General features: G+C 57.4%; 22 protein-coding genes. 10 read left to right on the top strand and 12 right to left on the bottom strand.

Translation table 11 applies throughout. The annotated features are described in order from the left end of the window. The first annotated feature begins 524 nt into the window (after positions 1–524). Complete coding sequence (locus QLG09_RS13830; RefSeq protein WP_032677673.1) at positions 525–1,424, top strand: LysR family transcriptional regulator; 900 nt, start codon at positions 525–527, stop codon at positions 1,422–1,424. 154 nt (positions 1,425–1,578) lie between these two features. Here QLG09_RS13830 and QLG09_RS13825 read toward each other — a convergent pair whose 3' ends face one another. Continuing rightward, on the bottom strand, positions 1,579–2,739 hold the full coding sequence (locus QLG09_RS13825; protein ID WP_025204683.1) for a pyridoxal phosphate-dependent aminotransferase: 1,161 nt from the start codon (positions 2,737–2,739) through the stop codon (positions 1,579–1,581). Between the two features lie 123 nt (positions 2,740–2,862). Here QLG09_RS13825 and QLG09_RS13820 point away from each other — a divergent pair, with 123 nt between their 5' ends. From QLG09_RS13820 to QLG09_RS13810, 3 genes are read left to right on the top strand one after another with little or no spacing between them, the layout of a single operon-like run. Then, positions 2,863–3,477, top strand: coding sequence for a methylthioribulose 1-phosphate dehydratase (locus QLG09_RS13820; RefSeq protein ID WP_049023516.1), 615 nt, complete (start codon positions 2,863–2,865; stop codon positions 3,475–3,477). Further along, a complete protein-coding gene (gene mtnC / locus QLG09_RS13815; RefSeq protein ID WP_041162485.1) occupies positions 3,474–4,163 on the top strand; it encodes an acireductone synthase in 690 nt (229 codons plus the stop codon). The genes QLG09_RS13820 and mtnC overlap by 4 nt, the downstream gene beginning before the upstream one ends. Further along, positions 4,160–4,702 (top strand): acireductone dioxygenase, encoded by a 543-nt coding sequence (locus QLG09_RS13810; RefSeq protein ID WP_049023515.1) that lies wholly within the window; start codon positions 4,160–4,162, stop codon positions 4,700–4,702. The genes mtnC and QLG09_RS13810 overlap by 4 nt, the downstream gene beginning before the upstream one ends. Before the next feature lie 40 nt (positions 4,703–4,742). Here the strand turns inward: QLG09_RS13810 and QLG09_RS13805 are convergent, their stop codons facing one another. Then, positions 4,743–5,213 (bottom strand): SRPBCC family protein, encoded by a 471-nt coding sequence (locus QLG09_RS13805; protein ID WP_014169088.1) that lies wholly within the window; start codon positions 5,211–5,213, stop codon positions 4,743–4,745. A gap of 43 nt (positions 5,214–5,256) precedes the next feature. Next, entirely contained in the window at positions 5,257–6,273 is a 1,017-nt protein-coding gene (mtnA, locus tag QLG09_RS13800; RefSeq protein WP_025204686.1) for an S-methyl-5-thioribose-1-phosphate isomerase, read from the bottom strand. Positions 6,274–6,378: 105 nt separating this feature from the next. Here mtnA and mtnK point away from each other — a divergent pair, with 105 nt between their 5' ends. After that, positions 6,379–7,578, top strand: a complete 1,200-nt coding sequence (gene mtnK / locus QLG09_RS13795) for an S-methyl-5-thioribose kinase (RefSeq protein ID WP_049023514.1) — start codon at positions 6,379–6,381, stop codon at positions 7,576–7,578. Between the two features lie 54 nt (positions 7,579–7,632). On the opposite strand, the gene QLG09_RS13790 is transcribed toward mtnK, so the two are convergent. The 4 genes from QLG09_RS13790 to QLG09_RS13775 are packed head-to-tail and all read right to left on the bottom strand — an operon-like array spanning position 7,633 to position 12,460. Then, positions 7,633–8,874, bottom strand: a complete 1,242-nt coding sequence (locus QLG09_RS13790; protein ID WP_049023513.1) for an LVIVD repeat-containing protein — start codon at positions 8,872–8,874, stop codon at positions 7,633–7,635. Further along, a complete protein-coding gene (locus QLG09_RS13785) occupies positions 8,871–9,935 on the bottom strand; it encodes a sugar ABC transporter substrate-binding protein (RefSeq protein WP_020885017.1) in 1,065 nt (354 codons plus the stop codon). The genes QLG09_RS13790 and QLG09_RS13785 overlap by 4 nt, the downstream gene beginning before the upstream one ends. Before the next feature lie 30 nt (positions 9,936–9,965). Continuing rightward, the gene (locus tag QLG09_RS13780; protein WP_025204689.1) at positions 9,966–10,961 is read right to left on the bottom strand and encodes an ABC transporter permease; all 996 of its coding nucleotides are present in this window, start codon (positions 10,959–10,961) and stop codon (positions 9,966–9,968) included. Beyond that, on the bottom strand, positions 10,958–12,460 hold the full coding sequence (locus QLG09_RS13775) for a sugar ABC transporter ATP-binding protein (protein WP_049023512.1): 1,503 nt from the start codon (positions 12,458–12,460) through the stop codon (positions 10,958–10,960). The genes QLG09_RS13780 and QLG09_RS13775 overlap by 4 nt, the downstream gene beginning before the upstream one ends. A 161-nt stretch (positions 12,461–12,621) precedes the next feature. On the opposite strand from QLG09_RS13775, the gene QLG09_RS13770 reads away from it, so the two are divergent. Both QLG09_RS13770 and QLG09_RS13765 read left to right on the top strand, forming a co-directional pair. Continuing rightward, positions 12,622–13,710, top strand: coding sequence for an oxidoreductase (locus QLG09_RS13770; RefSeq protein ID WP_049023511.1), 1,089 nt, complete (start codon positions 12,622–12,624; stop codon positions 13,708–13,710). Between the two features lie 57 nt (positions 13,711–13,767). Next, a complete protein-coding gene (locus QLG09_RS13765) occupies positions 13,768–14,511 on the top strand; it encodes a 3-oxoacyl-ACP reductase family protein (protein ID WP_032681438.1) in 744 nt (247 codons plus the stop codon). 53 nt (positions 14,512–14,564) lie between these two features. On the opposite strand, the gene QLG09_RS13760 is transcribed toward QLG09_RS13765, so the two are convergent. Both QLG09_RS13760 and cstA read right to left on the bottom strand, forming a co-directional pair. Next, a complete protein-coding gene (locus tag QLG09_RS13760; protein ID WP_014169079.1) occupies positions 14,565–14,762 on the bottom strand; it encodes a YbdD/YjiX family protein in 198 nt (65 codons plus the stop codon). A gap of 58 nt (positions 14,763–14,820) precedes the next feature. Continuing rightward, positions 14,821–16,926, bottom strand: coding sequence for a pyruvate/proton symporter CstA (gene cstA / locus QLG09_RS13755; RefSeq protein ID WP_014169078.1), 2,106 nt, complete (start codon positions 16,924–16,926; stop codon positions 14,821–14,823). Between the two features lie 281 nt (positions 16,927–17,207). Here cstA and QLG09_RS13750 point away from each other — a divergent pair, with 281 nt between their 5' ends. Genes QLG09_RS13750 through QLG09_RS13740 form a run of 3 tightly spaced genes read left to right on the top strand, consistent with a single transcriptional unit; the run spans position 17,208 to position 19,517 of the window. Continuing rightward, positions 17,208–17,930, top strand: a complete 723-nt coding sequence (locus QLG09_RS13750) for a nucleoside recognition domain-containing protein (protein ID WP_020885022.1) — start codon at positions 17,208–17,210, stop codon at positions 17,928–17,930. Next, a complete protein-coding gene (locus QLG09_RS13745) occupies positions 17,927–18,391 on the top strand; it encodes a YjiG family protein (RefSeq protein WP_014169076.1) in 465 nt (154 codons plus the stop codon). Before QLG09_RS13750 ends, QLG09_RS13745 begins: the two co-directional genes overlap by 4 nt. Positions 18,392–18,404: 13 nt before the next feature. After that, complete coding sequence (locus QLG09_RS13740) at positions 18,405–19,517, top strand: M20 family metallopeptidase (protein ID WP_049023510.1); 1,113 nt, start codon at positions 18,405–18,407, stop codon at positions 19,515–19,517. Positions 19,518–19,564: 47 nt separating this feature from the next. On the opposite strand, the gene entH is transcribed toward QLG09_RS13740, so the two are convergent. Genes entH through QLG09_RS13725 form a run of 3 tightly spaced genes read right to left on the bottom strand, consistent with a single transcriptional unit; the run spans position 19,565 to position 21,588 of the window. Further along, positions 19,565–19,978 carry a proofreading thioesterase EntH gene (gene entH / locus QLG09_RS13735; protein ID WP_079231289.1) on the bottom strand — a complete coding sequence of 138 codons (414 nt, stop codon included), beginning with the start codon at positions 19,976–19,978 and terminating at the stop codon, positions 19,565–19,567. Then, positions 19,979–20,734: a 2,3-dihydro-2,3-dihydroxybenzoate dehydrogenase EntA gene (gene entA / locus QLG09_RS13730; RefSeq protein WP_020885024.1), complete on the bottom strand. Its 756-nt coding sequence runs from the start codon at positions 20,732–20,734 to the stop codon at positions 19,979–19,981. Further along, complete coding sequence (locus tag QLG09_RS13725; RefSeq protein WP_282488987.1) at positions 20,734–21,588, bottom strand: isochorismatase; 855 nt, start codon at positions 21,586–21,588, stop codon at positions 20,734–20,736. The genes entA and QLG09_RS13725 overlap by 1 nt, the downstream gene beginning before the upstream one ends. Positions 21,589–21,598 lie beyond the last annotated feature (10 nt).

The following is a 21,598-nucleotide window of genomic DNA, read 5'->3' as shown; positions in this document are numbered from 1 at the left end:
CGTGATGAACTGAATTAACGAAAAGCCAAAAGTAAAAAGGCCGCCCTGGTGGGCGGCCCTGATACCTGAACTTTCCACAGGAACTTTCAGTGCCAGCATTGCTGGCGTTGCGTTGCGCTCTACATACCTCATATCAAGGCCGTAACAGCGCCTTGATTACAACACCCGCACAGCGCGAGGGCAATGCACATGAGCGCCAATCGTATCTATGGCTGTGATAGGTTTCATCGAACACGGTTTATCGCGCAGGAGTGAAGACGCGCCTGCGAGGATTAATAAAAATGAATGATAATTATTTGTCTATATATAATTGAGACTATTTTAATGCAAACAGCCTCGCAGTTTTAGAGATAAAAATATCTTAATATTCATTGAAGCTCTATTTTATAAATCTGCCATCGTGATATATTAAGTCAACATACAACTCTAATTAAGTAAGTTAATTGCATGGATGGTAAATGATTAACTTCCTTCTATAGTTATCAGTGATGTGTTAACGCAACGCAGTCCACTCAGGATGAAACATGGCTAATCTCTACGATCTAAAAAAATTTGATCTTAATCTGCTGGTAATTTTCGAGTGTATTTATCAGCACTTAAGCATCAGCAAGGCAGCAGAAACGCTCTATATTACGCCCTCGGCGGTCAGCCAGTCGCTGCAAAGGTTGCGTAATCAGCTCAACGATCCCCTGTTCATTCGTTCCGGGAAAGGGATTACGCCCACCACGGTAGGCGTGAACCTGCACCATCATCTTGAGCAAAACCTCAACCAGCTTGAGCAGACGATTAACATCATGCATGGCTCAACGCTAAAAAAGAATTTTGTGGTGTACAGCCCGCAAATCCTGACCACAGAAAACCTGCTGGGCCCGCTTAAATTATTGATGCGAGAGCACAATTACGAGATTGAACTGCATGACATGCTGCTCTCTGCTGACTCCGCAGAAGATCTGCTGGCATACCGTAAGGCAGACTTAATTTTCTCAATGGCCCCGGTTAGCAACCGTTCAATGATTTGTGTGCCATATGCATCTTATTCCGTCCTGCTGGTCTGCAGCCAGGATCATCCGCGGATGAAAGAGGTGGCCACCATGGAAGAGCTTCAGGAAGAGAAGTTTACGATATTCCTCAGTGATGAGCCGGGCGTTAAAACCTATCAATCGATGGCAGAAAAAGTGCATGCGGAAAAGACAATCGGTTTTCGCTGTGACTCTGTATTTACTATTATTTCGATGATAAGTGCCTCTCATTTAATTGGTTACGTACCCGAAATTTTATTTGATAAATACAGTGAAGTGCTAAGACTCAAAAAAATCACTGCACCGTTCACCCTTCCCTCGCTTGACATTTTTATGATTTATAATCGTTCGGCATTGAACAGTACGGCATTCGCGAAATTTATTAACGAAGTAACAGAAAAATAACAGCGACGGGCTGTGTCGCTCACAGCCCGTTCTCTTTGTTAATACATAATCCTGACTTATATTTTATAACGCGCTTTCGCGTTATTTTGACTGATATTACTCTCACTTATTATGGGCAGACCGCCGTTATTCTAACGCGAGAGGGATGACACGCTCAGAGTGTATTCAGCCGCTCCGCCGCCGCGAGAAGCGTCGATTCCTGTTTCGCAAAACAGAGCCGGATCAGCTTATGCGGGAACGGGTCGGCGCAAAATACGGACAGCGGAATGGCAGCAACGCCCACTTCTTTTGTCAGCCACTGGCAAAAACTCACGTCATCCCGATCCGAAATCGCGCTGTAGTCCGCCAGCAGGAAGTAGGTCCCTTCGCAGGGTAAAATCTCCAGACGGCTCTGGCTTAGCGCATTCACAAACAGATCCCGACGCTGACGGTAGAATGCCGGCAGGTCGCGGTAGTGCTCCGGTTCGGCGCGCAGCATATCAGCCAGGGCCAGCTGGGCCGGCGTGTTTACGGCAAACGTCAGGTACTGGTGCACTTTACGCAGCTCAGCGCTGATGGCCGCGGGAGCCACGCAGTACCCCACCTTCCAGCCGGTCATATGATAGGTTTTACCAAATGACGATACCGCCACGGCACGCTCGCGAAGCTGCGGATGGGCCAGCACGCTGGCATGCCCTTCCTGCGCAAAACAGATGTGCTCATACACTTCATCGCTCAGCACGTAAATTTCACGCCCGGCAATCGCCTGCCACAGCTTAGCGAAATCGGCTTTCTGCCATGCGGTCGCCGACGGGTTGTGTGGGGTATTGATAATAACCAGACGGGTTTTGTCGCTCAGCAAGGCAGCAAACGCCTGCCAGTCCGGACGGAAATGCGGTGGCTGTAGCGCGATACGTTTCACCACGCCGCCGGAGAGTTCAACCGCCGGCGCGTAGCTGTCATAACTCGGGTCAAAGCAGATCACCTCATCACCCGTGCGCACCAGCGCGGTAATTGCGGCATACAACGCTTCGGTCGCCCCTGCCGTCACCGTGATGTCGCTGGTAGCGTCTGGCTTATAGCCATACAGCTCAGCCGTTTTGTCTGCAATGGCGTCCCGCAGAGCCTGCACGCCCGTCATCGGTGCATACTGGTTCGCCCCCTGCGCAACGTGGTACGCCAGACGTTCCTGCAAATAACGCGGGCCATCAAAATCCGGGAACCCTTGCGAGAGATTAATGGCGTTGTGCTGCTGGGCCAGTGCGCTCATTTGCGTAAAGATGGTGGTACCAAGACTGGGAAGTTTACTCTGAGGAATCAATGCGTTATTGCTCATTGTGTTGTGCCTGCATGTAATACTTATGTTGCTGACACTATAACACGATGTTAGTCTTTGGCAATCAAGACGCTTAGACGTCTAAACAATATGAATATTCCTGACCGAGAGGGAAAAAGGAAGATGACCGACAACCTGCAACTCACATACCTGGTCGACGCCTGCCGCTGGATCGGCGCCAAAGGCTGGGCTCCCGCGACCGGCGGCAACATGTCCGTGCGTCAGGATGCGCATCTGTGCTGGCTCAGTGAATCCGGTAAAGATAAAGGCAGCCTGACCACCGACGATTTTCTGCAGGTGGAGATTGCGACCAACCGTGCACCCTCTGGCCGCACGCCGTCGGCTGAAACCGGGCTTCACACGCTCATCTATCGTCTGTTTCCCGAAGCCAACGCGGTTCTGCACGTCCATACCGTCAATGCCACGGTCTTGTCGCGACTGGTCAAAGAGCCTGAGCTGAAGATCACCGGCTTTGAGATGCAAAAATCCCTCTCCGGGCAGAGCACGCATCTGGATACGGTCGCCATCCCGGTGTTTGATAACGACCAGGATATCGACGCGCTCGCCGTGCGCATTGCCGAATACGCTCAGACGCACCCGTTTAATTATGGTTTTCTTCTGCGCGGTCATGGCTTAACCTGCTGGGGACGCGATGTGGCCGAGGCCCGCCGTCATCTGGAAGGACTGGAATTCTTATTTGAATGCGAAATGCGTTTACGACACTGGGAGAGAGTATGATTCGCGCGATTGTGACGGATATTGAAGGGACCACCAGCGATATCCGTTTTGTCCATGATGTTTTGTTCCCCTACGCGCGTGAGCGTCTGGCGGCCTTTGTGACCGCGCAGCAGTACGCCGAGCCGGTCAAATCGATTCTGGACAATCTGCGTGATGAAATTAACCACCCGCACGCCAGCGTAAGCGATCTTATTGACACACTTTTTACGTTTATGGATGAAGACCGCAAGTCAACCGCGTTGAAGGCGCTACAGGGGATCATCTGGCACGACGGCTACGTTAACGGCGATTTTACCGGCCACCTCTACCCGGACGTACTGCCTGCGCTGGAAAAATGGAAAGCGCAGGGTATTGATCTCTATGTTTATTCCTCAGGCTCCGTCGCGGCGCAGAAACTGTTATTTGGCTACAGCGACGAAGGTGATATTACTCATCTGTTCAGCGGCTATTTTGATACCCACATCGGTGCCAAGCGCGACGTCCAGTCTTACCAGAACATTGCGGCACAAACGGGTATCCCCCCGTCGCAGATCCTGTTCCTGTCGGATATACATCAGGAGCTGGACGCCGCTGAGCAGGCAGGTTTTCGCACCCTGCAGCTGATTCGCGGCGATGATGACGGTGCAAGCCATCACCATCAGGTACACCAGTTCGACGAGATTAACCCGGAGCAGATCCCTTCATGAGCGCATTGACCATTTATTCCGATAAAGACTCCAGTCAACCTCGCTGGCACAGCACCGACGCTGCCGACATCGCCCAACAGCTCAACGCCAGAGGGGTGCGTTTTGAACGCTGGGCCGCAGACCGCGACTTAGGCCGCGATCCTGCCCCCGATGCGGTTATCGCGGCTTATCAGCATGCGATCGACACGTTAGTGGCAGAGAAAGGTTATCAGAGCTGGGATGTCATCAGCCTGCGTGCCGACAACCCGCAAAAAGAGGCGCTGCGCGCAAAGTTCCTGAACGAGCATACCCACGGGGAAGATGAAGTGCGTTTCTTTGTTGAGGGTGCGGGGCTGTTTTGCCTGCACATTGGCGACGAGGTGTGTCAGGTATTGTGTGAGAAAAACGACCTGATTTCCGTGCCTGCCGGAACGCCGCACTGGTTTGATATGGGCTCAGAGCCGAACTTTACCGCCATTCGTATTTTTGATAACCCCGAGGGGTGGATTGCGCAGTTCACCGGCGATGCGATTGCGGATGCGTATCCGCGTCTGGCATGATTTTTCCCCTCTCCCTCCAGGGAGAGGGGGCGAAAAAACGTCAGTGTTTCAATCCCTTCGTATACGCCACCAGTTGGTCCAGCACAATGCCCCACCCTTCGTGGAAGCCCATCTGTTCATGCTGCTCGCGGATTTCCGCCGTTGGATGGCGAGCAATGGCGGTATAACGCGTTTTGCCCTCCCCCACATCATCCAGCAGTAGAATGGCCGTCATAAACGGCTTTTCGGCGGGCTTCCAGCCTTCCGTGTAACCGTCGGTAAAGACCAGCTTCCTGCCGGGATCGATTTCGAGAAACACACCCCGGTTATCCATCCGTTGCCCGTCTACCTCAAACACCGTGTTAAACCGCCCGCCAACGCGCAGGTCAAGGTCACACTCGGTCACTTTGTGCGGAACCGGAATGAAGAAGTTTTTGATGTGCTCGGGTGTCGTCCAGCAGAGCCACAGCAGATCGCGCGGGGCATCCACCACGCGTTCCAGTTTTAAGTCTGTATCAGGATCAAGCGTCACGTGACTGTCCTCCTAAAGGGAACCCCTTAAAGGATAGTCGTCCTCAGGCGAATTTCCCTTTTGCCACCTCTTCCGGCGTGACGATGCCCGTATCCAGCACCCAACCGCTTATCAATGCCGCTGGCGTGACGTCAAAGGCCGGGTTGTAGACCTGCGCGTTTTCAGGAGCCCACTGCACCGCGCCAAAGCTCCCGGCCACGCCCGTCACTTCGCTGGCCGCACGTTGTTCAATGGGGATTGCCTCACCGTTCGGGCACGCCGGGTCAAGCGTGGTATGCGGGGCGGCGACATAGAACGGAATACCGTGGAACGTTGCCAGAACTGCCAGAGAATAGGTGCCAATTTTATTCGCCACGTCGCCGTTGGCCGCAATACGGTCTGCGCCCACCCACACCGCGTCAACCAGCCCTTTTGCCATCAGGCTGGCGGCCATGGAATCGGCGATCAGCTGATACGGCACGCCCAGCTCGCCGAGCTCCCATGCCGTCAGTCTTCCACCCTGCAACAGGGGGCGGGTTTCATCCACCCAGACAGAGCTGACGCGTCCTTCCTGATGCGCGCGGGCAATCACGCCGAGCGCGGTGCCGACCCCTGCCGTCGCCAGCCCGCCGGTATTGCAGTGGGTCAACAGACGGCTGCCGGGTTTCACCAGCGTACTGCCGGCATTCGCGATGGCCTCGCACAGCTGCTTGTCTTCATCAATCAGACGCAGCGCTTCCGCCACCAGCGCAGGCACAAAATCCTCCTGCCAGAGAGCCAGCTTCATGCGGTCGAGGTTGTTCATCAGGTTCACCGCCGTCGGGCGGGATGCCCGCAGGGTCTCCAGCGCCACAGCCAGTTCATCACGGCTTTTGCCGTTTTCCGCCAGAAGGGCCAGCAGCAGGCTTGCAGAGAGACCAATCAGCGGTGCTCCGCGTACGCGCAGGGCGTGAATATGGCCGACCAGCGCCTCTACCGTCGAGGCGTCAAGCCAGCGTTTCTCCTGAGGAAGCGCCTGCTGATCGAGAATAAATAACTGATTCTCCGCCACTCGCAGGCTGGTCGTCTGTAATGTCTGCATGTCGTTAATTCCCTGTTGCGTTGTTGTAGCACATTGTGTCAGGATGAAATCCAGATGTATAGACGTCTAAATGTCTTTATTAGCTAAACCAGTGAGGAACAGGCAATGTCGCAATACCGTACCTTTACCGCCCAGGATGCCGTGGAGTATGCAAAGCAGTTCGGCGGCCTTGATGATCCCTCATCGCTGGTGGAGGCGCAGGAAGTGGGCGACGGTAACCTCAATCTGGTGTTCAAAATTTACGATACCGAGGGCGTAAGCCGCATCGTTGTTAAGCAGGCGCTGCCGTATGTGCGCTGCGTCGGCGAATCCTGGCCACTGACCCTGGATCGCGCCCGCCTGGAGGCGCAAACGCTGGTCGAACACTACCAGCACAGCCCGCAGCACACGGTGAAAATCCACCACTTCGACCCCGAACTGGCGGTGATGGTGATGGAAGATCTCTCCAGCCATGCCATCTGGCGCGGGGAGCTGATCAAAAATACCTACTACCCGCAGGCGGCGCGTCAGCTGGGTGAATACCTCGCGCACACGCTGTTCCATACCAGCGACTTTTACCTGCACCCGCATGACAAGAAAGCGCAGGTCGCGAAATTCATTAATCCGGAGATGTGCGAGATCACCGAAGATCTGTTCTTCAACGATCCGTACCAGGTCCACGAACGTAACAACTACCCTGCTGAACTGGAAAAAGACGTTGCCGCCCTGCGCGATGACGCTCAGTTAAAAATTGCCGTGGCCTCGCTGAAGCACCGCTTCTTCTCACACGCTGAAGCCCTGCTGCATGGCGATATTCACAGTGGCTCGATTTTCGTGGCAGACGGCAGTCTGAAAGCCATCGACGCAGAGTTCGGCTACTTCGGTCCCATCGGTTTTGACGTCGGCACCGCCATCGGCAACCTGCTGCTCAATTTCTGCGGCCTGCCGGGGCATCTGGGTATTCGCGATGCCGCCGCGGCCCGTGAACAGCGTCTGACCGACATTCAGACGCTGTGGAACACCTTCGCGGAGCGCTTCCAGATCCTGGCCAGTGAGAAAACGCGCGATGCGGCACTTGCTGCCCCGGGCTACGCCTCTGAATTCCTGAAAAAGGTTTGGAAAGACGCGATCGGATTCTGCGGCACGGAGCTGATTCGCCGCAGTGTCGGTCTGTCGCACGTGGCGGATATCGAGACCATTCAGGATGAAGCAATGCGCCACGAATGCCTGCGCCACGCGATTACGCTTGGCAAGGCGCTGATTGTGATTTCCGACCGTATCGACACCGCTGAAGATCTGGTGGCGCGGGTGCGTCAGTACAGTTAAACGCCTCGGCCCTCTCCCGATGAAGAGGGCCGTCAGAAAGACACCAGCGCGCCGTTACCCCAGATACTCAATCACCGACAATCCACCGTTATAATCCGTGCTGTAGATAATGCCCTGCGCATCGACAAACACATCGCATGACTGGATCACCTGCGGTCGATTCGGCCGCGTATCCATCATCCTCTCAGGCGCCGCCGGCACCAGCGCACCGGTTTCAACCGGACGGTAAGGATTGGAAATATCAAACGCGCGCACACCCGCATTCTGCCAGGTCGCAAAAATCAGCGTAGAGCTGACAAAGCTTCCCGGCCGGTTCTCGTGCAGGTTGTGTGGACCAAAATGCGCCCCTTTCGCCACATAATCCCGCTCCTGCGGCTGCGGGAATGTGGAAATACTTACCGGGTTCGACGGCTCGCGAATATCAAACAGCCAGATGAACTTCTCACCGTCCTCCTGGTTATCCAGTACCGCTTCATCCAGCACCACCAGCAGGTCACGATCCGGCAATGGCAGCGCGGTGTGCGTGCCACCTCCAAACGGCGGGCTCCAGTTGCGATGGCTAATCAGCTTCGGCTGCGTGCGATCCTTCACGTCCAGCAGCGTCAGTCCCCCGTCGCGCCAGCTCCCGTAAGCGGTATCCCCGGCGATAATCGCGTGGTGCAGCGCGTAGCGTTTGCCTTCCGGCCAATTGGGTTGCTCACCGTCGGCCTGGTTCATCCCCGGCAGCCACCAGCGCCCGGCCACCTCAGGCTTTTGCGGGTCGGTCAGATCGATCGTCAGGAAAATATAGTCGGTAAAGCCGTCGATCAGCGCCGAAACATACGCCCAGCGCCCGCCGACGTACCAGATACGGTGAATGCCGATGCCGCTCAGGGATAAAAAGCCGATCTCACGCGGTTTGTCAGGGGTGGAGATATCAAACACCCGCAACCCGGCGCTCCAGCCCTTGTCCTGCACGTCGCGTACGGTTTCCCCTACCTGACGGGTGTAGTAGACCTTTTCGTCAGCGAAACGGGCATCCGCGAACAAGTCTCGCGCGTTAATGACCAGCAGGAGATCGTCGTGCACCTGAAGATGAACGTTCCAGGTGCCGGGCGGCGCGGGCATATAGCCTGCCGGTTTGGGATGTTTCGGGTCGCGCACGTCCACAATGGAAAAGCCCTGCGAGACCATATGCCCGATGTACGCGAAACCGCGATGCACCATCAGCTGCACGCCGTCCGGGCGACCGCCCTGGTCGCTATGGCCAATCAGCCGCATATTGCGGCTGTATTCAGGCGTGGGAAGCACACTCATTGATGTTTCGCTTCAAGCGTCGCAAACCACGGGGCGATAAAATCTTCTGTCTGACCCCAGCCTGGAATGATTTTCCCCAGCGACGCCACGTTCACTGCGCCTGGCTGGGCGGTCAGCAGCGCCTGCGGGATCGCCGCCGCTTTGAAATCATACGTGGCGGGTGTGGTTTCACCGGCAATCTTGTTGGCAATCAGACGTACGTTGGTTGCACCAATCAGCTTCGGATCCACCGCCACGCTCACTTTCCATGGGCTGCCTGGCTCGCGCATCAGCTGAAGATCCTGGTTTGAGATATCGATGCTGTAGAGTTTGATTTCGGTGCGGCCATTCTCTTTCAGGGCTTTGTAGGCCCCCTGGCTGAAGGCATCCCAGGTTCCCCAGATGGCGTCAATTTTGCCTTTCGGGTATTTCGCCAGAATAGCGCCCACTTTATTCGCGGTATCTCCCTGCACGTCAGACGAAACGGCACCGATAGACTCCAGCTCTTTAATGTCCGGATACTGCTTCTGCAGCGCTTTATAGGCTGCCTGACGACGTTCCATCGGCGGGAAACCGGCAACCCACAGCTTCACGATGTTGGCTTTACCGTTGAAATCTTTCGCCAGCTGGCCGAAGGAGAGATGGGTCAGGGAAGCATCATCCTGCTGGGTCACGGTCACCCCGGGAATGTCGCCCTGAACGGCGGTATCAAACACCGACACTTTAATGCCGGCATCGACGGCTTTTTTCACCAGCGCGGTCGCATAGGGGTCGCGCCCCTGAGAGAGGATAATCCCGTCATATTTCTGGCTGATCGCCTGATTAACGAAGTCCTGGAATTTGGCGTCGTCGCCATTGCTCAAAAAGGTGCTGACCTTAAAGCCGAGCTTTTTGCCCTCCTGAATGGCACCGGCGACAAACTGCGTGGTGTTGTCGTCAGAGCCGAGGTTACGGATCACCGCAATGCGGATGGGGCCGTCATGATTTGCAATGGCGGGCGGAAGCGGTGCGGGGGTTGCCGCAAGGCCTGGCAGCGACGTCAGTAACCCTAATGCCACCAGAGAGAGGGTGATTTTTTTCATTCTGTTTTCCCGTTGTGTTGTGATCAATCGTTAGCGTTTTTGTATGTAGGTAATCGCCAGCGCCACGGCGAGCACCAGCCCTTTTATAATGTCCATCGCGTAATAGGGTACGGAAAGCATCACCAGACCGTTCGACAGCACGCCAAGAATGACTGCCCCGACGAGCGTACCCAGCGCGTTCGGTTTTCCGGACCCGGCGAGCGAGAAGCCAATCCACGCCGCCGCAACCGCATCCATCAGATAGCCGCCGCCCGCATTCACCTGTGACGAGCCAATCCGCGAGGCCAGTAAAATGCCGCCTAATCCGGCGAGCAGAGAGGCAATCACGTAGGCCGCCACCTTGTAGCGCGTGGTGCGAATACCGGAGAGACGTGCCGCCTCCGGATTACCGCCGATGGCATACATGCGTCGTCCGTGGGTGGTCAGTGACAGCCCCAGCTGTGCGAGGATCGTCACCACCAGCATGATGATCACGATAGTCGGCACCTGTCCCAGCAGGCTGAATGCCGCCGGAATGGTCCCTTCAGCCATGTCGCCGCTCGGCAGCACCATGTTTTCGGTAATTGACCCACCGTAGCTGTAGGTCATCGCCACGCCCTGGATAACAAACAGGCTGGCAAGCGTGGCAAGCATGTCCGGGATCCGCAGGATGACAATCAGAAACGCGTTAAACAGGCCAACCAGAGTACAAAGCGCCAGGGTAATCAGTATCGATTCGGTGGTGCCGAAGCCGTACCAGACGAACAGTGACACCACCAGCGCGTTAGCCAGCGATGCCGTTGAACCAACCGACAGGTCAAACCCGCCGATGGTCAGCGAAATTGACACCCCGATAGCAATCACCGTCACGATGGCAATTGAGCGCAGGATATTGATAATGTTGTTCGGATCGAGGAAGTTGTCCGACGCCAGGCCAAAGATGGCCACCAGCGCCACCACGGTCAGCAACATGCCCCACTTGTAGAGAAAATCAAAAATTTGCTGACGGCCAGACGCCGCCGCCGTCACTGAAAGGGCCTTGCTCACGACGCCGTTCCTCCGGTTGAATAATAAAGTAGTGTCTCTTCGTGGGCCTCAGCCCCGGCGATTTCCGCCACGATACGTCCGTCCCACAGCACGCAAATGCGATCGCACAGCCCCACCAGTTCAGCGAACTCACCGGAGGCGTAAATCACCCCTTTGCCCTCGCGCGCCAGGCCGTCAATTAACTGGAACAGATCGGTTTTCGCTTTGACATCGACGCCTTTGGTCGGCTCATCGAAAATCAACACGCTGGCGTCGTTGCGCAGCCACTTGCCGATGGCAATCTTCTGCTGGTTGCCCCCCGACAGACGACGCAGCACCTGCCCCGGCCCACGCGCACGCACGCCGACGCGGGCAATCACCTCTTCCGCCCAGCGCCACGCCTGACGGTGGCCGAACAGGCTCCAGCGCGAGAAGCTGTTATCCGCGGTGACCGCCAGGTTCATGCTCACCGGTTCATCAATAAAAATGCCCTCTTTGCGCCGCTCCTCCGGTACCAGCGCCAGACCGCGCAATACCGAATCCGCCGGATCGCGCGGCTGCCAGGGCTGATGATTTAGCTCACCACGCGCTACACGGCTTTTGCTGGCCCCAAACAGCGCCTTGCAGAGTTCCGTTTTGCCCGCTCCCGCCAGCCCGGCAATGCCCAGAATTTCGCCTTTTCGCAGGTGCAGGGAGATATCTTTCAACAGCGCGTCATCGTGCAGCCCTTCCACGCGCAGTAATGTCTCGTCACTGTGCGCAGGACGGACCGGCGGATAGATATCGTTAAGCTCATGGCCAAGCATCTTCTCAACGATTTCGTCACCACTGAGGTTCGCCATCGGGCCGGATTCAATCAGCTTGCCGTCCCGCAGCACGGTTAAGGTGTCGCAAATAGCGTTCAGTTCGTGAATACGGTGAGAGATAAACACCACGCCAATCCCCTGCTTTTGCAGACGTCTCACTACGGCGAAAAGCCGTTCGCTTTCATGGCTATCCAGCGGCGCGGTCGGTTCATCCAGAATCAGAAAACGGCAGTGGTGTGAGAGCGCCCGCGCCAGCAAAATCTGCTGCTTTTCTGCCAGCGTGCAGGTGTCGACGATGCGTCGCACATCCAGAGCGATACCCAGCTGCGCCAGCGCCTGTTTCGCCTGCTGGCGGATTGCGCGCCAGCGATAGCGATGTCCCGGCTGTGCGAGCTGATCGAGCATGATGTTTTCGGCAATGCTCAGCCCTGGTATCAGCGCGACGTCCACTTCCTGCTGCACCAGGTGGATACCCAGCCGTTTGGCATCAAGCGGCTCGCGGATCGTCACCGGCTGGTTATTAATGCAGATCTCACCTTCGTAGCGATCGTAAGTGCCGCACAGCACCGCCATCAGCGTCGATTTCCCCGCGCCGTTTGCGCCGGTCAGCGCATGCACGGAGCCGCCCATTAACGTCAAATCCACGCGCGACAATGCCTGAAAGCCGGAAAAGGCCAGGCTGATACCGCGCATCTCAAGGCGACTGGAAACCATCCGCGTTAAATCCTTCTTTCATATTGTGATTTATCGAATTTTTCACAGCTCCGGTTGACTGACAACGACGGAAAAGGCATAAGATAAAGCGAAATATTATTAGCCATCCGGATGTCCAGACATAACATCGGGTTAGCGCTTGCTAAAAAAAAGGACAACACATGAGCAACACCGATATCCGCGTCGTGCCAGGCCCGGCGAACTATTTCTCGCATCCGGGAAGCCTTGCGCACCTGAATGAATTCTTTACGCCGGAACAGCTCTCCCGCGCGGTGTGGATTTATGGCGAACGCGCCATTGAAGGCGCGCGCCCTTTCCTGCCGGAAAGCTTTCACACACCGGGGGCGAAACATCTGCGCTTTAAAGGGCACTGCAGCGAACGTGACGTCACCGATCTGGTGACGGCGTCTGGCAATAACGCCAGCGTGGTGATTGGTGTCGGCGGTGGCGCACTGCTTGATACCGCCAAAGCGGTGGCGCGCCGTCTCGGCGTGCCGGTGGTGGCTATTCCCACCATCGCCGCCACCTGCGCCGCCTGGACGCCGCTCTCCGTCTGGTATAACGATGCCGGTCAGGCGCTGCAGTTTGAGGTGTTCGACGATGCTAACTTCCTGGTGCTGGTGGAACCGCACATTATCCTCAATGCCCCAGCGGAGTACCTGCTGGCAGGCATCGGCGATACGCTGGCGAAGTGGTATGAAGCGGTGGTCCTGGCCCCACAACCCGAACACCTGCCTTTGACCGTACGCCTGGGGATCAACGGCGCGCTGGCGATCCGCGACGTGCTGCTTTCCCGTAGCGAAGAGGCGCTGGCCGACCAGCAGCGTGGCGAAGCGACGCAGGCGTTCAGGGACGTTGTGGATGCCATTATTGCCGGGGGCGGAATGGTGGGCGGTCTGGGCGAGCGCTATACCCGCGTGGCGGCCGCGCATGCGGTGCACAACGGTTTAACCGTTTTGCCGCAAACGGAAAAATACCTGCACGGTACCAAAGTGGCCTACGGCATCCTGGTGCAAAGTGCGCTGCTCGGCCAGGATGACGTGCTGGCCGAGCTGGTGGCGGCCTATCAGCGCTTTACCCTGCCCACCACGCTTCGCGAACTGGAGGTGGATATCAACAACCGCGACGAGCTGGACAAGGTCATTGCCCATACGCTGCGCCCGGTGGAATCTATCCACTATTTGCCGGTCGCGCTCACCCCTGCGGTTCTGCGCGCCGCGTTTGAGAAAGTGGAATCCTTCAGCCATTAATCGTTCCGACCGACTATACCTAATGATGATTCTCATCACTCTCGCAACGAGGTCATCATGCAGATCGATTTAACAGGTAAGAAGGCGCTGGTTACCGGCGCCAGCCGTGGGTTGGGTCGTGCCATCGCACTTTCACTGGCACGCGCCGGTGCCGATGTGGTTATTACGTATGAAAAATCCGCCGACAAAGCCCAGGCGGTCGCCGAAGAGATAAAGGCGCTTGGGCGCCACAGCGAGGCGATTCAGGCCGACAGCGCCAGCGCACAGGCCATTCAGGATGCGGTTACCCATGCGGCACGCTCCCTGGGCGGGCTGGATATTCTGGTCAACAACGCCGGGATCGCACGCGGCGGTCCGCTGGAGTCCATGACGCTGGCGGATATTGACGCCCTGATTAACGTCAATATCCGGGGCGTGGTGATCGCCATTCAGGAAGCGCTGGTGCATATGTCTGACGGCGGGCGCATTATCAACATCGGCAGTTGTCTGGCAAACCGTGTGGCGATGCCAGGTATTGCCGTCTATTCGATGACCAAATCTGCACTCAACTCCCTTACCCGGGGTCTGGCTCGCGATCTCGGCCCGCGCGGCATTACCGTGAACCTTGTGCATCCTGGCCCGACAAACAGCGATATGAACCCGGAGGATGGAGAACAGGCTGAATCTCAGCGCCAGATGATTGCGGTGGGACATTACGGCCAGCCGGAAGACATCGCCGCCGCGGTCACCTTCCTGGCCAGTCCTGCCGCCGGACAAATATCCGGCACGGGACTGGATGTCGATGGCGGGTTAAACGCCTGATCGCATGTTGAATGTAAACAAAAGCAGATCAGCCTTTGTTTACCGAAAGAGGGTTAACAGCACTTCGCGCCGCCCTTGCCGCCGTAGCGGGCGTCCTGGCGGTCGCGGAAGAAAGCTTCATAGGTCATTGGCGTCTGGTCAGGGTGGTTGACGCGCATATGCTCGACGTAGTTGTCGTAATCCGGTACGCCGATCATCATTTTGGCGGCCTGGCCCAGGTATTTTCCTGCTTTGGAGAGGGTGTCGAACATAGTGGATGTCTCGTCTTTTATCCCCTCTCCCCGGCGGGGAGAGGGTGAGGTTGAGCGATTAATGCGCCCCTTTCGCCTGGGTCACAATCTCTTCCAGGTTCTCAGGCATTGGCTCATACGGTGTCTCTTTTGCCGTCGGCTTGTCTTCTTTCAGCGCCGCCAGTGCAGTCTTCAGAGAATACAACGCCAGCACCACAACCACCACCATAAAGAAGATGGTCAGTCCGGCGTCCAGACGGTTGTTAAACACCAGCTGCGACAACTGCGATTCCGTATATTGCGCCGGGATCTTACCGCTGTCGATCATCGCCTGGAACTTGTTGGCGATAGCCAGGAAGCCCACCTTGTTGTCCGGGCTGAAGGCTTTCTGCCAGCCTGCCGTCAGGGTACAAATCAGCAGCCATGCGGTTGGCAGTAACGCCACCCACGCATAACGCTGACGCTTCATCTTGAACAACACTACCGCACAGAGCATCAGCGCCATGCCCGCCAGCATCTGGTTGGCAATACCAAACAGCGGCCACAGGGTGTTAATCCCCCCCAGCGGATCGACGACGCCCTGATGGAGGAAATATCCCCACGCCAGTACACACAGCGCCGTTGCCAGCAGGTTCGCCGGTAATGAATCGGTACGTTTCAGATTCGGTGAGATCACCCCCAGCAGATCCTGCAGCATAAAGCGTGCCGCACGCGTTCCTGCATCCACCGCCGTCAGAATAAACAGCGCTTCAAACAGAATGGCGAAGTGATACCAGAACGACACGTCCATCAGCCCGCCCAGCGCGCCGTGCAGAATATACGCCATGCCCACCGCCAGCGTTGGCGCGCCCCCCGCACGGGAAATAATTGACTGCTCGCCCACTTCACTGGCGATATGGGTCAACGTGTCAGGGGTAATGGCAAAGCCCCAGCCGCTTACCACCTGCGCGGCAGACGCCACCACGTCAACGGTGCCGGCCGGTGCCAGCAGCGCCATTGGGCTGTTCATCGCGAAGTAAACGCCCGGGTCGATAATACAGGCCGAGACAAGCGCCATTATCGCCACGAACGATTCCATCAGCATGCCGCCGTAGCCAATCAGACAGGCCTGATTCTCATTGGCGAGCATTTTCGGCGTGGTACCGGAGGCAATCAGCGCGTGGAAGCCAGATACCGCGCCACAGGCGATGGTGATAAACAGGAACGGGAACAGGTTGCCGGTCCAGACCGGGCCGGTGCCATCAATAAATTTGGTCAGCGCAGGCATGGTCAGCGTCGGGCGCATAATCAAAATGCCGATTGCCAGCCCCACAATCGTGCCGATTTTCAGGAAGGTGGAGAGGTAATCGCGCGGGGCCAGCAGCAGCCACACCGGTAGCACCGCCGCCACAAATCCGTACCCTACCAGCATCCACGTCAGCTGTACGCCGGTGAAATCGAAGAACGGCGCCCACGTCGGGCTCTCAGCCACCCAGCCGCCGGAGATAATGGCAAACACCAGAAAGACCAGGCCGATGACCGACACTTCACCAATGCGTCCCGGACGCAGGTAGCGAATGTAGATCCCCATAAACAGCGCCAGCGGAATGGTAAAGGCCACGGTATAGGTTCCCCACGGACTGTGGGTCAGCGCTTTCACCACGATCATTGCCAGCACCGCGAGGATGATCACCATGATCATAAAGGTCGCGATCAGGGCGATCACCCCGGCCGTGGCTCCCATCTCCTCTTTCACCAGCTCACCGAGCGAACGTCCGTCGCGGCGGGTGGAGACGAACAGCACCATAAAGTCCTGCACCGCACCGGCCAGCACGACGCCCGCGAGGATCCAGATCATCCCCGGCAGATAGCCCATCTGCGCCGCCAGGACTGGCCCCACCAGCGGGCCCGCGCCGGCAATCGCCGCAAAATGGTGACCGAACAGCACTTTCTTGTCGGTAGGCACATAGTCCAGACCGTCGTTATGACGAACCGCAGGCGTCATGCGCGTGCCGTCGACCCCTAACACCGTCTTCGCGATATAGCGGCCATAAAAACGGTACGCGATCAGATAAATACAGACCGAGGCGACAACGATCCACAGCGCGTTGATCTGTTCCCCCCGGTTGAGGGCGATATAGCCCAGGGCAAATGCTCCCACAACGGAGAGCCCTGCCCACGTAAGGTATTTCCCTGAGTTGTTCATAGTTGTTGTCCGTTGTTGTGAAACAGTGAGATGTTACATTTTGTTTCTAGAACAACGCTCAAAATTTAACAACTTTGAAACGCAATAATGCGTGGTCAAACCAGACATTTACACCACATTGTTAAGCCGATCACCTTCCGCTGAAACACCCCTGCCGCCACGGGTCACACTTTTGCCTTTTTCGTCCCGACACCGCCTTACGAAATGATTTGTATCATTTTTTTTGCTCAAAACCTCGCCAGAATGACCCTGCGCAATCGCGTGCATACAAGGAAAAGGATATGAACAGTTCAGTACCTCAGGATCTCAAGGTCGGGCCCGGCGCGTACGTTGCGCTGGCATTCGCAGCCGTTTTCTTCTCTGGCCTGCTGGGCGGAAAAGAGTGGTACGGCGTGTTTGATTTCACCACCCTCAACGGTGCGTTTGGCAAGGTGGTCAGCAAGGCCAGTCTTGAAGACGGCACCCTGACCACCGCCACCAGCGCCTTCCGCGGTACCGGCGGCAGTGGCGCAATGGACGGGTTTCTCTTTGCGCTCGGTTTAATTCCGGCCGTGATGTTTGCCCTCGGGATGATCAACGTGCTGGAGCACTATGGTGCGCTGCGTGCGGCACGTAAGCTGTTAACGCCGCTGCTGCGCCCGCTGCTGGGTATTCCAGGCACCACCGGGCTGGCGTTGATTGGCAGCCTGCAGAGCACCGATGTGGGTGCATCCCTCACCCGCAACCTGTCCGATGAAGGGCAGATTAGCGAAAAAGAGAAAGACGTTTTCGCCATGTTCCAGTTCTCCGCCGGGGCGATGATCACCAACTTTTTCTCCTCTGGTGCCATCCTCTTTACCCTGGTCGCCGTTGACGGGACGGCCGCGGTACCAACCTCCATTGGTGCCTGCATCGCCGTGATGTTCATCATGAAGATTGTCGGCGCGAATCTGCTGCGCCTGATCCTGACCGTCATCGGCAAAGATGCCCCTGAGCAACAACCGACACAAGGAGAGACCGTATGAGTGCCCCACAATCTCATCCCGTGATTACCGATGTGTTTGTCGAAGGCGCACGCAAGGGCTGGAGTATTGCCACCGGCAGCACCCTGCCCAACGTGGTCATGGCTTTTATCATCATCAAGGCGCTGGAAATTACCGGGGCACTGAAAGGGCTGGGGATGATCTTCTCCCCGCTGATGGGCCTGTTTGGCCTGCCGGGTGAAGCGGCTGCCGTGCTGATTGGCGGCTGGATGTCGATGGGCGGTGGGATCGGCGTGGCGATCGGCCTGTTTGATAAAGGCATTATTACCGGCGAGCACCTGGCGATTCTGGCACCTGCTATCTATCTGATGGGCTCACAGGTGCAGTATCTCGGCCGCATTCTGGGTGTGATCGGCACCCGCGCTAAACGTATTCCGCTGATGATTGCCATTTCGGTCATCAACGCCTTCTTAGCCATGCTGCTGATGCGCATTATTCTCTGAACAGGACGTTATTATGAACCTTGACCATTATATTGAAGAGCTGAAAACCCTGGTGAACGTGGACTGCGGCACCCGTACTGTCGCAGGCGTCGAAACCGTGGCTGGCATTATTGAAACGCTCTGGCAGCGCGAAGGCTGGCACACCGAACGGGTCAATCTGGGCGACAAGGTCGGCCCGGGCGTATTCGTCAGTAATAAGCCACAGGCGGCACAGTTCGACGTTCTGCTGGTCGGCCATCTTGATACGGTATTTGCCCCCGGCACCGTCGCCGAGCGCCCGCTGAGCGAGGACGCCACCCGTCTTTATGGCCCTGGCGTATCGGATATGAAGAGCGGTCTGCTGAATATCTTGTGGGCGATGCGTGAGCTGGACGCAGCCGACCACGATCGTCTGGCCATTGCGATCGCCATGAATCCCGACGAGGAGACCGGCTCCGTCTATTCACACGAATGGATTGGCGAACTGGCAAAACGCGCCCGCTGCGTGCTGGTATGCGAAGCCGCGCGCGCCGACGGTTCGCTGGTGAAAGCTCGCAAAGGGATGGCGGGCTATCACCTGACGTTCAGCGGCGTGGCGGCACACGCAGGTAACGAACCGGAGAAAGGCCGCTCGGCGATAACCGCCCTGGCAAACAGCATTATTGCCATTAATGCCCTGACCGACCAGGAACGTGGCACCACGCTCAACGTCGGCGCGATCCACGGCGGCAGCGCGGCAAACGTGGTGGCCGATAAAGCCGTTGCCGAGCTGGACGTGCGTTTCTGGGAAAACGATGAGTACAGCCGGGTGAACCAGGCGCTGGAGGCATTGTGTGAAAAAGGCTTTTTAGAGGGCGTCACGACCTCGCTGACGCGCGTGAACCACAAACCGGCGATGGCAGCGAGTAAAGCCACGCAGGCGCTGATGCAGCAGGTTGAAGCGGCAGGTCAGGCGGAAGGAATAGCCATTACCTGGCAGGCGGTCGGTGGTGGCAGTGATGCCAACCACACCGCCGCGCTGGGCATTCCGACCCTGGACGGACTGGGGCCGATCGGTGCCGGGTTCCACAGCCCGGCGGAGTGGCTGGATAAAGCGTCGATTGCGCCGAGAATACGCTTGTTGAAGCGGGTGATCTCAATGCTGTAAGCCTTACCCCTCTCCCCAACGGGGAGAGGGGTGTTGACCGTGCAACGCTAGCCCAAAATTTGGGTACTCAACCGGCAGGTACAGCACCGCCGTCCCTGCTCGTCGAACACCACAATCTCCCAGCTCTGGCTGGTTCGCCCAAGATGCAACGGCTGACACACTCCGCGCACCTTCCCATGCGATACCGCGCGATGGTGCGTTGCGTTCAGCTCCGTTCCCACCACGCTTTGTCCGTCGCGGGTCATCAGAAACCCGGCCATCGACCCCAGCGTTTCCGCCAGCGCCGCCGACGCCCCGCCGTGCAACAGACCGAACGGCTGATGGGTACGCGCATCCACGGGCATTTCGGCCTCAAGCGTATCGTCACCGATGCGGGTATAGACGATGCCCAGATGCGTCACCATGGAGTTCAGACTGGTGGCGTTCATTTCTTCACGCGATAAATGACGTTTCCAGATCATCTACGCCCCCAGCGTGGAGCCGCCGTCCACCACGATATCCTGCAACGTGATATGGCTGGCAGCATCGGAGGCGAGGAACAGCACCGTGCTGGCAATCTCCTGCGGACGGGCGATTTTGCCCAGCGGAATACCGAGCTTGAACTGCTCGCCAAAGCCGCGAATACGCTGCTGCTCAGCATCGTCGCTTTTCCACAGGGTGCGCTGCATATCGGTATCCGTTGACCCAGGCGACACCAGATTACAGCGCACGCCACTGCCTGCCAGCTCAAGCCCGACGGTCAGCGCCAGGCTTTTTAGCGCCGCTTTCGACGCACCGTAGGCGCTCATGCCGATACGCGGCGTGTGGGCCGCGTCAGACGCCACGGTGACAATCGCCCCGCTTTGCTGGCGACGGAACTGGCCCATCGTCTGCTGGAACAGGTTAAATGCCCCGCCGACATTAACCGCAAAGGTCTGCTGCCAGTCCTCCTGCGCAATCTGGTCGGTCGCGCCCATACGCAGAATTCCCGCCGCGTTCACCAACACGTCCAGACGCTCAAGCCTCGCCAGCGCGCGCCCGCACACCTCGCGGACCTGTGCGGCATCCGCGATGTCCAGCGTTTCGGTGGCAAAGGGATACGCTTCCTGCGGGAAGGCCAGGTCGAATCCGGTGACCTGCGCGCCCGCTTCAACAAACGCCCGTGCCGTCGCGTAACCGATGCCCTTACCCGCGCCCGTTACCCAGACGGTTTTGCCGGTAAAATCGAACCCGGCCATCACTTCACCTCGCGGGAGAGCAGCGCCCACCAGGCGTCGAGGGTGGGATTTTTCGCCAGCATCACGAAGTCGATATCGCCGTGCACTTTGCGCCAGCGGGCGGCCAGCGCCATCATGCGCACCGAGTCCAGGCCGTAGTCGATCAGGTTTTCGTCATCCATCGGCTCATCTGATTCATCCAGCAGCGGCAGGATGATGTCACGCAGCGCCGCTTTCGTGGCCGGAATGGACGGCAGCAGGTCGTCCGTCATAACCACCCGGCCGGCGCGCCCTGCGACGTAGTTCAGGGACATCAGGTGCTCATCGCGGGAAAAATCGGCCAGCGCATCGGCGATAAAGAACGGTTTGATATCCCGCATAAAGGCGTCTGTAGCGGTCGTCATGCAGCCAATATGGGCGTAAACCCCGGTGATCAGCAGCTGGTTGCGCCCCGTCTCTTTCAGCATCAACTCCAGCGGCGAGCGGTGGAACGCGCTGTAGCGCCACTTCACCAGTACCGTATCGGCTTCATCCGGCGTCAGCTGAGACACAATGCGCTGCTGCTCTGGTGAGCGGGTCAGCCCCGGTCCCCACATATCGTTCAGCAGGGCGCGGTCTTCATCGCTCTGCGCTTTCGGCTGAGCGGTGTAGTAAACCGGAATATTGTGTTGCTTGCAGTAATCGCGAAGTCTGGCGATATTCGCGACCACCTGGGCCATCATCGGGCTGTTTTCGCCCCAGAAGTTCAGGAAATACTCCTGCATATCATGGATCAACAGCGCGGCACGTTCTGGCTCAAACGCCCAGTTCACTTTGTTGTCTGGCAGGTCTGCGGCCGTCGGCAGCGCATAAGCGGTTAATTGTGGAATGGCCATACTCTGTTCC

The organism is Enterobacter sp. V89_11 (assembly GCF_029967775.1).
GTDB classification, from domain to species: domain Bacteria; phylum Pseudomonadota; class Gammaproteobacteria; order Enterobacterales; family Enterobacteriaceae; genus Enterobacter; species Enterobacter ludwigii.
Note: the sequence above shows the minus strand (reverse complement) of the source record. Positions and strands in the feature narration are given on the sequence as shown.

Bases quoted from the DNA above. Each gene is read 5' to 3' on its own strand.
- mtnA (WP_025204686.1), bottom strand. From the start codon at position 6,273: ATGCAGACATTACAGACGACCAGCCTGCGAGTGGCGGAGAATCAGTTA.
- QLG09_RS13770 (WP_049023511.1), top strand. From the start codon at position 12,622: ATGAGCAACACCGATATCCGCGTCGTGCCAGGCCCGGCGAACTATTTC.
- QLG09_RS13725 (WP_282488987.1), bottom strand. From the start codon at position 21,588: ATGGCCATTCCACAATTAACCGCTTATGCGCTGCCGACGGCCGCAGAC.
- QLG09_RS13785 (WP_020885017.1), bottom strand. From the start codon at position 9,935: ATGAAAAAAATCACCCTCTCTCTGGTGGCATTAGGGTTACTGACGTCG.
- QLG09_RS13790 (WP_049023513.1), bottom strand. From the start codon at position 8,874: ATGAGTGTGCTTCCCACGCCTGAATACAGCCGCAATATGCGGCTGATT.
- cstA (WP_014169078.1), bottom strand. From the start codon at position 16,926: ATGAACAACTCAGGGAAATACCTTACGTGGGCAGGGCTCTCCGTTGTG.
- QLG09_RS13810 (WP_049023515.1), top strand. From the start codon at position 4,160: ATGAGCGCATTGACCATTTATTCCGATAAAGACTCCAGTCAACCTCGC.
- QLG09_RS13750 (WP_020885022.1), top strand. From the start codon at position 17,208: ATGAACAGTTCAGTACCTCAGGATCTCAAGGTCGGGCCCGGCGCGTAC.
- mtnC (WP_041162485.1), top strand. From the start codon at position 3,474: ATGATTCGCGCGATTGTGACGGATATTGAAGGGACCACCAGCGATATC.
- QLG09_RS13740 (WP_049023510.1), top strand. From the start codon at position 18,405: ATGAACCTTGACCATTATATTGAAGAGCTGAAAACCCTGGTGAACGTG.
- QLG09_RS13745 (WP_014169076.1), top strand. From the start codon at position 17,927: ATGAGTGCCCCACAATCTCATCCCGTGATTACCGATGTGTTTGTCGAA.
- QLG09_RS13765 (WP_032681438.1), top strand. From the start codon at position 13,768: ATGCAGATCGATTTAACAGGTAAGAAGGCGCTGGTTACCGGCGCCAGC.
- entH (WP_079231289.1), bottom strand. From the start codon at position 19,978: ATGATCTGGAAACGTCATTTATCGCGTGAAGAAATGAACGCCACCAGT.
- QLG09_RS13775 (WP_049023512.1), bottom strand. From the start codon at position 12,460: ATGGTTTCCAGTCGCCTTGAGATGCGCGGTATCAGCCTGGCCTTTTCC.
- QLG09_RS13820 (WP_049023516.1), top strand. From the start codon at position 2,863: ATGACCGACAACCTGCAACTCACATACCTGGTCGACGCCTGCCGCTGG.
- entA (WP_020885024.1), bottom strand. From the start codon at position 20,734: ATGGCCGGGTTCGATTTTACCGGCAAAACCGTCTGGGTAACGGGCGCG.
- QLG09_RS13760 (WP_014169079.1), bottom strand. From the start codon at position 14,762: ATGTTCGACACCCTCTCCAAAGCAGGAAAATACCTGGGCCAGGCCGCC.
- mtnK (WP_049023514.1), top strand. From the start codon at position 6,379: ATGTCGCAATACCGTACCTTTACCGCCCAGGATGCCGTGGAGTATGCA.
- QLG09_RS13825 (WP_025204683.1), bottom strand. From the start codon at position 2,739: ATGAGCAATAACGCATTGATTCCTCAGAGTAAACTTCCCAGTCTTGGT.
- QLG09_RS13830 (WP_032677673.1), top strand. From the start codon at position 525: ATGGCTAATCTCTACGATCTAAAAAAATTTGATCTTAATCTGCTGGTA.